The organism is Pseudomonas sp. R1-1 (assembly GCF_051132135.1).
Lineage (GTDB): Bacteria > Pseudomonadota > Gammaproteobacteria > Pseudomonadales > Pseudomonadaceae > Aquipseudomonas.
The window spans coordinates 2,499,477-2,511,616 of sequence record NZ_CP071663.1 but is presented as its reverse complement, the minus strand read 5'-3'; the positions used below and the strand labels follow the sequence as shown (position 1 = coordinate 2,511,616).

10 protein-coding genes are annotated in these 12,140 nt (G+C 60.9%); 6 read left to right on the top strand and 4 right to left on the bottom strand.

Annotation, left to right across the window (positions count from 1 at the left end; translation table 11 throughout):
- Position 1: 1 nt before the first annotated feature.
- Positions 2-601 carry a LuxR C-terminal-related transcriptional regulator gene (locus J3P75_RS11480; RefSeq protein ID WP_434710510.1) on the top strand — a complete coding sequence of 200 codons (600 nt, stop codon included), beginning with the start codon at positions 2-4 and terminating at the stop codon, positions 599-601.
- An 18-nt stretch (positions 602-619) separates the two neighbouring features.
- On the opposite strand, the gene J3P75_RS11475 is transcribed toward J3P75_RS11480, so the two are convergent.
- The 4 genes from J3P75_RS11475 to J3P75_RS11460 form a co-directional block, all read right to left on the bottom strand.
- Complete coding sequence (locus J3P75_RS11475; protein ID WP_434710508.1) at positions 620-988, bottom strand: fe2+ zn2+ uptake regulation protein; 369 nt, start codon at positions 986-988, stop codon at positions 620-622.
- A 90-nt stretch (positions 989-1,078) separates the two neighbouring features.
- Complete coding sequence (locus J3P75_RS11470; RefSeq protein ID WP_434710507.1) at positions 1,079-3,316, bottom strand: TonB-dependent receptor; 2,238 nt, start codon at positions 3,314-3,316, stop codon at positions 1,079-1,081.
- 110 nt (positions 3,317-3,426) lie between these two features.
- Complete coding sequence (locus J3P75_RS11465) at positions 3,427-3,828, bottom strand: ParB N-terminal domain-containing protein (protein WP_203418465.1); 402 nt, start codon at positions 3,826-3,828, stop codon at positions 3,427-3,429.
- Between the two features lie 23 nt (positions 3,829-3,851).
- Positions 3,852-4,742, bottom strand: coding sequence for an HpcH/HpaI aldolase/citrate lyase family protein (locus tag J3P75_RS11460; protein WP_434710505.1), 891 nt, complete (start codon positions 4,740-4,742; stop codon positions 3,852-3,854).
- Between the two features lie 614 nt (positions 4,743-5,356).
- Here J3P75_RS11460 and J3P75_RS11455 point away from each other — a divergent pair.
- Genes J3P75_RS11455 through J3P75_RS11435 form a run of 5 tightly spaced genes read left to right on the top strand, consistent with a single transcriptional unit; the run spans position 5,357 to position 12,139 of the window.
- On the top strand, positions 5,357-6,751 hold the full coding sequence (locus tag J3P75_RS11455; protein WP_434710503.1) for a Y4yA family PLP-dependent enzyme: 1,395 nt from the start codon (positions 5,357-5,359) through the stop codon (positions 6,749-6,751).
- 13 nt (positions 6,752-6,764) lie between these two features.
- Positions 6,765-7,808, top strand: a complete 1,044-nt coding sequence (locus J3P75_RS11450; protein ID WP_434710502.1) for a PLP-dependent cysteine synthase family protein — start codon at positions 6,765-6,767, stop codon at positions 7,806-7,808.
- Between the two features lie 28 nt (positions 7,809-7,836).
- A complete protein-coding gene (locus tag J3P75_RS11445; protein WP_434710500.1) occupies positions 7,837-8,997 on the top strand; it encodes an NAD/NADP octopine/nopaline dehydrogenase family protein in 1,161 nt (386 codons plus the stop codon).
- 36 nt (positions 8,998-9,033) lie between these two features.
- Positions 9,034-10,884: an IucA/IucC family protein gene (locus J3P75_RS11440; RefSeq protein ID WP_434710498.1), complete on the top strand. Its 1,851-nt coding sequence runs from the start codon at positions 9,034-9,036 to the stop codon at positions 10,882-10,884.
- 13 nt (positions 10,885-10,897) lie between these two features.
- Complete coding sequence (locus J3P75_RS11435) at positions 10,898-12,139, top strand: MFS transporter (protein ID WP_208937760.1); 1,242 nt, start codon at positions 10,898-10,900, stop codon at positions 12,137-12,139.
- Position 12,140: the final 1 nt, after the last annotated feature.

The window sequence follows — 12,140 nt, the reverse complement described above, 5'->3', positions numbered from 1 at the left end:
CATGGCATGCCGGATCATCATAGCCGACGATCACCCACTGTTTCGCGAAGCGATGGTGCGCACTGTGCAGCGCTTGCTGCCCGAGGCGACTATTGACGAGGCCGGCGACCTCGACGCTGTCACCGCACTGCTGGGCAGAGAGCCGGACACGTTGATACTCGACCTGCGTTTTCCGGGATTGACCTGCATCGGCCAGCTCGCCGAGCTGCGCCGACGCTTGCCGCGCACCACGCTGATCGTGGTGTCGATGGTCGATGACCAGGCGCTGATCAGCGAAGTCATGAGCGCGGGCGCTGACGGTTTTATTGGCAAGAACATTGCCCCGGATGAAATCGGTCAGGCGATTCTGGCGATCCGCGCCGGCGAGGTATTGGTCAAGTTTGCCCCGTCAGGCTTGCTGCCGCTGGAACCCGTCAGCACGCTCACCCCTCGTCAGCAGGAGGTTTTACGGCTGATCGCGCAAGGCAAGACCAACAAGGAAATCGCCCGTGAGCTGGACATTTCGCCCTTCACGGTGCGCATTCACGTGTCTTGTTTATTACGCGTCCTCGATGTGCCTTCGCGGGCGGCGGCTGCCGTGAAGTATCTCGGGCTGGTGTAGGCGCAGCTTGTCCCGCGCCTACAAGCAATGGTCGTGTTGCTGCAGGATGGCCCGGGCTTGCCGGGTGAAGCGGTAGTTCTTGTCCTGTTCCAGGATGATCAAGCCTTCGAGGCAGAGGCGCTTGAGCACTTCACGCACACTGATGAACGACAACTGCGGTGACGACGAGGCCACCCACGCATGCACGCCATTGACTCCCGTTGAATAGCCATCACGGCTGGCAAGCAGCAGCGCATTGAGCACCTTGAAGCGGATCAGGCTGCTGCGCAGTCCGAAGTGGCTCAGCAAATGACGAATATGTTGATTGGCACTGCGATCGAACTCGCGCGGCAGCGCAGAGGACACGGGCCGAACGACAAGCGCCGCAACGCCGGGATGGTTCAACATGACGAAGGCTCCTTTTCTAAGATGCTCAAACCGCTCTCTATATAGAAGAGGCAGTCGCCGGATGACCGGACAACTGCCCCGCTGCTGTCATCAGAAATCGACGGTGGCCGACAATTGCAGCGTGCGCGGATACCCCGGCGAGAACGCGCCGTAGGAAGCCACGCCCGACCAATACTCGCGATCGAAGACGTTCTGCACCGTGGCGCGGAACGTGGTCGGCCGGCCTTCGATTTTCGTCGCATAACGCGCACCGGCGTCGAAGCGGGTCCAGGCATCCAGTTCCTGCGTGTTGGCCTGATTGACGTATTGGCGGTCGGTGTAGATAGCGCCGCTGGTGAGGGTGAAGCCTTCGAGCCACGGCGTATCCCATTCAGCCCAGAGGTTGGCCTGCACGTCCGGCACGCCGACCGGCTTGTTGCCGCGATTGGCTGCCGTGGCCGAATCGGTCAGCTCACCGTCAAGCACGGTGACGCCGCCCATCAGGCGTGTGCCTTTGGCGACCTCGCCATACATGCTCAACTCGACGCCGCGGTTGCGTTGTTCGGCCTGCACCGAAAACACATTACCGGCGCCAATTTCGCCGCTGGGTTTTTCGATCTGGAACAAGGCCAGCGTGGTCATGAACGTGCCGTGTTCGTACTTGACGCCGATCTCATGCTGCTTCGATTCGTATGGGGCGAAGGTCTCGCCCGCGTTGCTCGCCGTGCCCGGCGCGATGTCGCCTTTGGACAAGCCTTCGACATAGTTGTAGTACAGCGAAACGTCCTGCCACGGCTTGACCACCACACCAACCAGCGGCGTCGTCGCGTTGTCGCTGTACTTGGAACTGACCGCACCGGCCGCGTTGTAATTGCGCGACTCGATGTCCTGGCGGCGTACGCCGAGGGTCAGCTGGAAGCGGTCATCGAGCATCGACAAGGTGTCGGTCAACGCCACACCGGACAGCTCCGACTCGGACACCCGCTGAACCTTCGGCGAGCTGAGGTACTGCTGCGGCACGTCAACCGGGTGATAGATGTTCGACAGGATCGCGGTGCCATTGGTGATCCCGCGTGACAGCTCATCCTGATAACGGGTGGCCATGATCGTCGTGGTATGCGTGACCGGGCCTGTGGCGAATACGCCGCGCATGCCGACATCGGCAGTCGAGCGGTCGACATTGAATTTGTAGTAGCCGGGAATATTGCTGGTGTCGCCGGCGTCATTGAGGATTCTCGGCACCTGATCGGACAGGCGCTTGACGTCGGATCGGCCACCGCCGGCGTGAGCGAACACCGTGACGTTGTCGCTCAGGTCATATTCGCCACCGAGCAGCGCCGATTGTTCCTTGGTGTCCGACCAGCCCCAGTCCTGCGGCAGGTTGGTGCGGCCGTTCGGTGCGGACGGCACGTCGACACCCGGTGCGATGGTGAAGGGCCGCGAGGCGGCTTCCCAGCTCTCTTTCTGGCTGATGTAGTCGAGATTCAAGCGCAGACGCTCGCCGCGATAATCCAACGCGATGGCGCCGACGCCGAGGTCGCGGTGCTGATCATCGACCGCCGTGTCGCCGCCTTGCAGATTGCCGTTGAAACGCACGCCGAACTGGTTCTCCGAACCGAAGCGCCGGCTCAGATCCAGATGCCCGCCCACTTGCGAGTCGGATGCGTAGCTGCCGGTGAATCGGGTCAGATCTTCGTCCAGCGGACGCTTGGGCACGATGTTGATCACCCCGCCGACGCCACTGTTCGGCGAGATACCGTACATCAGCGCGCCGGGGCCCTTGAGCACTTCCACCCGTTCGGCGTAATCGGTAAATACCCGATAGTTCGGCGCCACGCCGTAGACGCCATCGAACGCCAGCTCGCCGAGGTTGCCTTCGCCAATCGGGAAGCCGCGGATGAAAAACGAATCGACGATGCCGCCCGTCTGGCCGGTCGATCGCACCGAAGGATCGCGCTCCAGCGCATCGGCGACGGTCACGGTCTGCAGGTCGGCAAGGGTTTTCGCGGTGTAACTGGTGACGCTGAACGGCGTGTCCATCACGTCTTTGTTGCCCAGCATGCCCAGCCGTGCACCACGCGCCACCTGCCCTCCGGCGAGGGTTTCCGGCAACGCCGTGGCGCTGTTGTAACGAGCGTTGATGTTGGTGGTGTCGAGGGTCAGCGCGTCCTTGCTGTCATCGGCCGGCGCGGTGGACGCGGCGTTCGATGTCTGGGCGGCGACGTCGGTCTGCCCGGAGCCAGCGGCCCAGGCATTGGCGCTTCCTGCGACCAGAACGAAATTCAGCATGGCGGTACGCACGGCGAGTGTTAACACCCGCTCACCGCAAGGACGACTGACAACAGGCATGACGTGAGGATCCTTTTCATCGAGGGAAAATGGTAATCACTCCTATTGCCAGTCGATTTGCGAAAAAGTATCACCCGCAGTCAGTTTTATTTTTTTGCACTCGCTGCAGGTCAGGCGTACAGGCGCTCCAGCGGTATCGCCACCACCGGCAACGCCGGGTCAAAGGCGTGCCGGGTGGTCTTGTACGGGAACATCTCGCCACGGGCGATGGTGCGGAAAATCCGCTCCACCTCGAACACCTGCCCGGTCTGCCAGTGCCGCACGCAGACCCGCGGATCGCCGTAATCGAGCTGGATGCACGGCACCCGCTTCAGGCCCAGTTGCAACGCCGCGGTGAAGCGGTGATTGCCATCCATCACGATGCCGCGCGAGCGCTCGACGATGATCGGCTCGAGCCAATGCCCGGCGCGGACAATCGACTCGCACAGCATCGTCACGTTGGCCGGATCGACCTGCTCGGACTGCAGCACCTCGCAAAGCGGCCGCAGCGCAATCTGATAACCGTGTGCCATGGTGATCTCCTGTGCGCCGCGATTCAGCAAGCATCGGCGCGAACAATCGGCGCGTGCTGGCGGGCGACGTCAAGCAGGCGCTGGGCGTGTTCGATCAACGGCAGATCGACCATCTCGCCATCGACTTGCACCGCATGGCTGCCGGAGGCCACGGCGCGCATCACCCGGTCGGCCCAGGCCAACTGCCGCGAATCCGGCAGGAAGGCGCGTTGCACCGTGGCCAGTTGGCCGGGGTGGATGCACAGCTTGGCGCCGAACCCCAGCGAGCGGGCGTAGTGCGCGTCCTTGGCGACCACCGTCAGATCGCTGATTGCCGGCGTCACGCCATCGATCGGCGCCGGCAGATCGGCCGTGCGCGACGCCAGCACGATGCGGTTGCGGGCGAACAGAAACGCCTCGGGAATCTGGCTGCAATCGATGTCCAGAGCGAAATCCAGCGAGCCGAACGCCAGTCGCGCCAAGCCGGGAATCGCGGCAATCGCTTCGACCTGTTGCAATCCCTTGGCGGTCTCGATGATCGCAATGACGTGCAATTGCGGTTGCCACGCCAGCAGGCGCTCGACCACCGCCGCCAACGCTTCGGGGCATTCGGCCTTGGGCAGGAAGATCCCGTTGCAGCGCTCGGGATAGCGCATGTCGCTGAGCCAGGTCAGGTCCTGGCGAAACAGCGCACTGCTGACGCTGTTCAAGCGGATGTAGCGCTCGCAGGCAACGCTCGGCGCGCTCTCCTGCCAGGCCCAGATGGCGGCGCGGGCCGCGGCCTTGCTGTCCGGGTGAACGGCGTCTTCGAGGTCGAGAATAATCGCGTCCGGCCCTGCTTCGACCGCTTTGGCAAAGCGCTCGGGACGGTTGCCCGGCACGAACAGGTAGCTGATCGCGCGCCGGGTTTTGCAGTTGAGTCGATCCGATTGCATGGCGTTGCTCCTTGGTGTGAACCAGTCGTGGTTTGGGAAGATTCCCGCAGCCCTCGAACGGGACTTTTCGCCTGCCGTTGCGGGGCTTGTCGCGACAACCGTTAATGCCTTTTCTATCAAGCAATTAACCGTTGTTTTAATTTCCGGGCGAACGAGTCCTTGAGCGTGTTAATACACGTCCATGGGTTCGCCTTGCGCTGGGCTTTATTCAAAAATATTTGAAAACCTTACTTGATAATCGTTCCTGTTCGCAATATTGTTCACGCCGCCAACAGGAACTATCGGCGTTTCAAAGCAAGTCAGTGACAGCTGGAAAAATACCGCTCAGCTGATGTCACTTAAACATCAGTCTTGGTATTCCAAGAGTATTGGCCGAGAACTAATGGCCAGTTAGCACCTTCGTGCAAACCTTATGGATCGGGGTTCTTATGCAAGCGCTTGATGAATTATTTATGACGTCGGGTATATCGGATCCAACCACTGCCTTCATTTGGCATCCGCCACCTGCCGATATAAAAACCCGTCTCTGACGAGCAGCGACACTTCATGATTCGATAACGGCTTGTTGTCGATATTGCTATGGCGAAGTTATTTTTCCGCGCCAGAGGTTAACGATGCCTGGAATAAATACCGCAACTTACGAGCAGGGCGACAAAGTCCATTATCCGCTCATGTTACAGCCATTGGTCGATCCGGTTATTACCACGTTTATCAAGCACTTCCCGCATACACTGGGCAATTTGCTGGAACAACACGGATCCCCTCTGAATCTGGTCTGGCCGCATGCGTTTGAAGCCAATGCACAAGCGCTGATGAATGTGTTGAAACGGTTCAAGATTGCCCACGCAATCTTCTATGGCGCCAAGGCCAACAAGTCGCAAAGCCTGCTCGGCGCCGCAGCCAAGTCAGGCATCGGTGTCGACGTGTCGAGCCTTCACGAACTGCATGACGCGCTACGCGCTGCCATTCCCGGCGAGAAGATCTGCGCCACCGGGCCGGCGAAAACGGCGCTGTTCCACCAGGCGCTGATCAGTGCCGGTTCGCTGATTTGCCTGGACTCGCTGGAGGAATTCGACCACCTGCGCAGTGTACTGAAAGCGCAACAAAGCCCAGTAAAATCAAGGGTTCTGCTGCGTTACCGGCCGAAGAACAGCGGCACAAGCCGTTTCGGAATGGGTGCTGAAGACCTGCTCGAATGCCTGCAACGATTGGCCAGACACCCTGAAATTTTCCGCTTCGAGGGGTTTCATTTTCACCTCGGCGGCTACGGCTTCGAATCCCGCGCTCAAGCGTTTTGGGAACTCACTGGATTCGTCGAAGCGGCACGGGAAATGGGCCTCCATCCGCAGATGATCGATATCGGCGGTGGATTACCGATTCGTTATGTAGAGCCACAGACCTATGCCGGCTTCCTGCAAAACGACAATAACCCCAGCCACTATTACAACCAGAAAGTTCCGGCCAATTATTACCCTTACGGCAGCGACCTGACGGCGCCACAATGGTTGACATTATTCCTCGAAGCCGAACATTCGCCGGGACGGTCAATTGCCGCTTACTTACGGGAACAGTCAATAACACTGGCACTGGAACCGGGACGAAGTCTGGTGGACCAGGCGGCGATTTCGGTCTTCCGCATTACCCGGACAAAAAAGCTTGCCGACAACAAAACCGTCATCTTTGTTGAGGGCAGTAGTTTCAGCGCCTGCGAAACCTGGTTCGCCTCGGAATATCTGGTTGATCCGCTGTTGATCAGCGCAGAACCACGCCCCGCCGCCCCGAGCCAGGCCTATATTGCTGGGCATAGTTGTCTCGACGACGACGTTATCAGTTATCGATTGATCAACTTCGCAACACCCCCCGAAAGCGGCGACTTATTGGTTTACATCAATACCGCCGGCTATCAGATGGACTTGCTGGAAAACCAGTTTCATCGCCATCCCCTGCCCCGGCGGTTAACGGCAACCTGTTGTACGGAAGGTAATTACGCGTTCACACCTGACTACTGAAGGGACTAACAAAATGATCTTGAATAAAGTTTCCGATCTTATCGGTAATACACCGATGCTGGCTATTGACGTGCCGGACACCAGCGCCCGGTTGTTGTTGAAAGTTGAAAAGAACAACCCCGGCGGCAGTATCAAGGATCGCATGGCGCGCAACATGGTGCTGGCGGCGCTCAAGTCCGGGCGCCTGAAACCCGGCGGCGTGGTGGTCGAGTCGTCGTCCGGCAACACCGGGATCGGCCTGGCCATGGCGGCGGTCGAGTTCGGTCTGCATTTCATCGCTGTGGTCGATCACCACGCCGCGCAGGACAAGATCGCGGTGATGAAAGCACTCGGCGCCGACGTTCGCTTCGTCAAAGGCGCCTATCGCGAAGACGAAGTCGCAGTCGTCGAACGGCAACGAATGGCTGCCGAACTCGCGGCGGAAATTCCCGGCGCGGTGTTCATGAACCAGTCCGACAATGCCGCGAATGCCGGCGGCTACAGCGACTTCGTCCGCGAAACCGTGGCTCAGGCTGAAGGCCTGATCGGTGCGTATGTCGGTTGTGTCGGTACAGGGGGGTCGATGACCGGCATTGCGCGCGGCCTGAAAGTGCACAACCCCGACACCGTAACCGTCGGCGTCGAACCGGCCGGCTCGATTGTGTTCGGCCATCCCGGCTATCCCTACTATCAATCGGGCACCGGCACTCCGGCCGGCGACACCGTTGGCCTGGTCCTCGATTACAGCTGCATCGATCTGGGCGTGCAGGTCACCGACTCGCAAGCCTTCGAAACCGCACGCTACATCGCGCGCAACTTCGCCTTGCTGGTCGGCGGTTCGACTGGCGGGGCGATTTTCAAGGCGCTGGAGCTGATTCACAAAGGTGTGCTGCGCGGCAATGTCGTGGTGCCGATTGCCGATGGCGGCGAGAAATACCTGCACACCGTATTCGACGACCAATGGCTGCAAGAGCGCGACCTGCTCGATCCGGGCATCAGCGCACAACTGGACATCTGGCTGGGCAAGACCCAATGGCTGGAATCCGTTTCCGCGCCGCTGCAACTGAGCGTCGCATGACCCACCCTTCACACAGGAACGCCTCTCGATGAATCTGTTGAAAGTCGCCATCTGTGGTGGCGGCAGGACCGGCCATCTCAACGCCATTCTGTTCAAGCAACTGGCCGACGTGCAGGTGTCGCTGCTCACCCACAACCCCGAGGTCATCGAACAGCACGCGCGGCAGACGCCGATGCAAGCGCTGTTGCCGGATGGCTCGTTATTGAGCGCCCGCCTCGACCGGGTCACGGCGGATGCGCGTAGCGCGGTGGAAGATGCCGACCTGGTCATCATCACCGTGCCCGCTCACGTGCGCCAGCAAACCCTGCAAGCCATCGCACCGCACCTGAGTGCGAGCAAACCGGTGTACGTCGGCGCGATTCCGGGCTTCTGCGGGTTCGACTGGCTGGCCGAGGTGACGCTGCCCGAGCGGCCGAATGTGGTGATCTGGGGCATGAAGGATGTGCCGCACACTGCGTTCGAGCTGAATCCTGGGCGCTCGATCAAAATGGGCGGCGGCAAAAGCCAGCTGTACGTGGCAACCCACGCCCGTGAATCGCAGGCGTCGCGACATCAGCTTCAGGCCATTCTCACGCGGCTGTATGGCCCCTGCGTAACGTTGCTTGAGCACTATCTGGAAATCACCCTGACGCCGGGCAACCCGATCATGCACAGCTCGGTGATCTACGGCTTGATCGGCCCGTACGGCCAGTGGCATCGCAAGATCTTCCCGCAGCGCATGTGCTGGTGGACCGAATGCCCGGAGCTGGGCGCGTACTTTCTCGAGCGCATGGACGAAGAAAGCCAGGCGCTCTGCGCGGTGATCAGCCAGCGTCTGGGCATTGACCTGTCGTCGGTGAAATCGCTGAAACAGGAAATCGTCGAGGCCTACGGCGAGCAGATCCGCGACACCAGCAGCATGCTCTCGATCCTGCGCACCAATCAGGCCTACAACGACATTCTCGCGCCGATGGTGCCGGCCGCCGACAACCGCGCGGGCTACGTGATCGAACGCGAAAGCCGTGCCTTCAACGAAGACGTCGCCTATGGCCTGGTGCTGTTGGTGGAGATGGCCCGGCGCTTCGAAATCAAGGTGCCCCACATCGAGGAAGTCCTGCAGTGGAGCGTGGCTTATATGCACGGTCTGCGTGACTCGGCCCTCGACTATTTCCCGCGCCAATGGCCACACACGGCCAGCGCTGCGGCATGACCTTTTCACTCATTTTTCGACGAGCAGACCGCTGATATGGATGACTTCAAGACACTGATCGCCTACTCCCGCCGCAACGCCATGCGCCGTCTGGTGCGCTGCCTGTTTGCGGAAAACATTCTCGACCGTGCCGCCCTGAGCTTTTCCGCCGGAGGCAACCAGGCCACCTACCCGCTCAAGGGCGGCCGCGCGCACCTGGCGTTTTCCGAGATTGCCAAAGGCCCGGCCGACACCGTGGTCAACGACGGTGAGGTAGTGCTGGTCACCGACGAAGGCGTACGCCAGACCATCACCAGCCATCAGGACATGCTCGACGTGCTGCGCGACAGCTTCGATTTCGCGCCGACGGACGAAGGCGTGGCCGGGCTCAAGGCCGACATGGAAAACAGCCTGACCAACGACGCTCACGCCCGTCAGCACCGCCAGCAGTGGAACGCACGGCTGCATCAGGCCGCGAAGGATCAAGGGCTGGACAGTTTCACCGATTACCTGCGCCAGCACGCGAGCACCAAAGACGCGGCGATCCTGCTCGACCAATGGGGTTCGCTGGAAGGCCATCCGTATTACCCGACCTGGAAAGCCCGGCCGGGCCTGAGCGATGAGGAAGTCGCGCAACTGTCGCCCGAGTTCAACGCGCAAGTGCCGCTGCGCATCGCCGCGTTGCGCGCCGAACATGCGCAAAGCGAAAGCATGCCGCACGTGAGCAGCTACCGCGACTGGTTCGCCGCCAACTTCCCCGCGCAATGGGAACAATGGAAAGCGGCGCTCAACCGCAAGGGTCTGGATGAACGCGAATGGCTGCCACTGCCGATTCACGGCTGGCATCTGCAGGCCTACGTGCTGAAGACGTTCGCCGCGGAAATCGAAGCCGGGATCCTGATCACCGACGGCCCGGACCTTGTGACGCTGCCGACCATGTCCTATCGCACGATGATGCCGGTTCTGGACGTTTGCGCGCCGCTGATCAAGCTGCCGATCGCCGTGTGGATGACCAGCGAACTGCGCAGCCTGCAAGCCAAATCGATTCACATGGGGCCGCGCATCAGCACGGTGATCAGCCAGATTCTGCAAGCCGAAAACGGCTTCGACCAACGCCTGGAAATCTTCCCGGAAGAGATCGGCGTGCGTTACAAGAACGCCGTCACCCAGGACGATCACCCCGGCCGACATCTGTCCGTGGTCTATCGCGCCAGTGCACCCGCGTTCGAACGCGCCGATGCCTGCCTGCCGATTACCGTGGCGTCGCTGTTCACCCGTTTGCCCGGCAACGGTCGCCCGCTATTCACCGACCTGATCGAACGTGACGGCGTACGCGCAACTGCCTCTCAGGTGGAAAACTGGTACCGCGAATACGCGAAAGTGGTCACTCACCCGGTGGTGGCGATCTATCTGCTGTATGGCATCGGTCTGGAAGCGCATCAGCAAAACACCATGGTGCTGTTCTCTGCCGACGGCAAAGCACGTAGTCTGCTGATCCGCGATTTTGGCGATGGCCGCACCTATGCGCCGCTGCTCGAAGGTCGCGGCTACAGCCTGCAACCGCATGTCCAGCCGGGTATCCTGCCAACGGTGTTCAGCGGTGACATCGAGCCGGTGCGCATGTTTGTCCTGGACGCGGCGTTCCTCACGCACCTGCATGAACTGGCCCTGTGGCTGACCAAGGAGTATGGCTTGAACGACACGCGCCTCTGGCACATTCTGCGCGAAGAAACCGACCTCGCCTTCGACGCAGTGCGCGAGCGCGTCGCGCCGCAAATCTGGGAAACCGAGCACCGCGCGTTCGTCGAAGAGCCCTGGCCGACGCGTTCGTTGCTGCGCATGCACCTGATGCAGTACAGCAACTATCGTTTGCAACACACCCTGAGCAACCCGCTCGCCAGCGTTTAACCGAGGCCGACTCATGTCCCATGCAGGTGCCATCCAGGGTTCACGTGTACGAATCCTGATTTATCTTCTGTTCGCGATCCAGCTGGTGTCGATGGGCGCGATGGAAATGAGCGGGCCGTTCTGGCCTGTCCACCTGCGTGGGCTGACCGACTCCGAGACGGTTTTCAGCTTCGCCAGCATCGCCGTGTATGTCGGGCCGATGCTGGGCATTATTCTGACCAGTGCGTTCTGGGGCCGCATCGGTGACCGCTACGGTCACAAACTGATGATGATCCGTGCGCTCGCCGGGTTGTCATTGACCCAGTTGGGGCTGGCCCTGTTCAGCGATATCTGGGCGATTCTGATTCTGCGTTTTCTGCAAGGTGCTTTCGCCGGTTACATCGCCCCGGCGCAGGCGTATGGCGTGAGTATCGAAGCGCCGTCGCGACGGGCGCGGCTGTTCGCGATCCTGCAGATCTCGACCAACGTCGGCTCGCTGCTCGGTGCCGTGGTCGGCGGGCTGATCCTCGATTACGCGACATTCTTCTGGATCAACATCATCGCCTCGGCACTGTGTGCGGTGTGTACGGTGATCGCCGCGGTGACGCTGCCGGACGTGCCGCCGGTGAAGAAAGCCGTGGTCAGCGAAACCGCCACGCCTGCACGCCGCGCCAGTCTCTGGCAAGGCTCGCCGTTGCTCTCGCTGCTCGGCGTGATGGGCATTCTGCTGCTGGCGCGCATGCTCCCGCAGACGTCGTTTTCGCTGTACGTCAGCTCGGTGTTCGAGGTGAGCAATTCGGTGGTCGGCCTGTGTTACGGCTTGCTGGCGCTGGGCTTCATTCTGTCGGCGACGGCGTGGTCGCGATATTTCGAACACCGTGGTCAGCAGGACACTTTGCAGCGCATGACCTACGTGGTGATCGGCTGCATCGCGCTGACCGCCGTCGCAGGCGTCACGCGTAATCCGTTGGTTTTCGTTGTGGCCTATTTCATCTGGGGCGTGTTGCTGGGCGCGACCACCCCGGTGCTGATGGCGCTGATCTCGAAAACCGCCGACAGTTCGCAACAGGGGCATGTGCTGGGCATCGCGCAGGGCACCGCGCAATTCGCCTCGATTGCCGGGATATCGGCTGGCGGCCTGCTCAGTCAGGTCTACGGTTTGCAGTACACCTACCTGTTCGTGTGCCTGGCCTATGGGGTCGCGCTGATCCCGATTGTCGCCCTGCGTTACTGGCCTGCGGCGATGCAACCGAGCGCCGCGCCGCCCGCGGACTGAT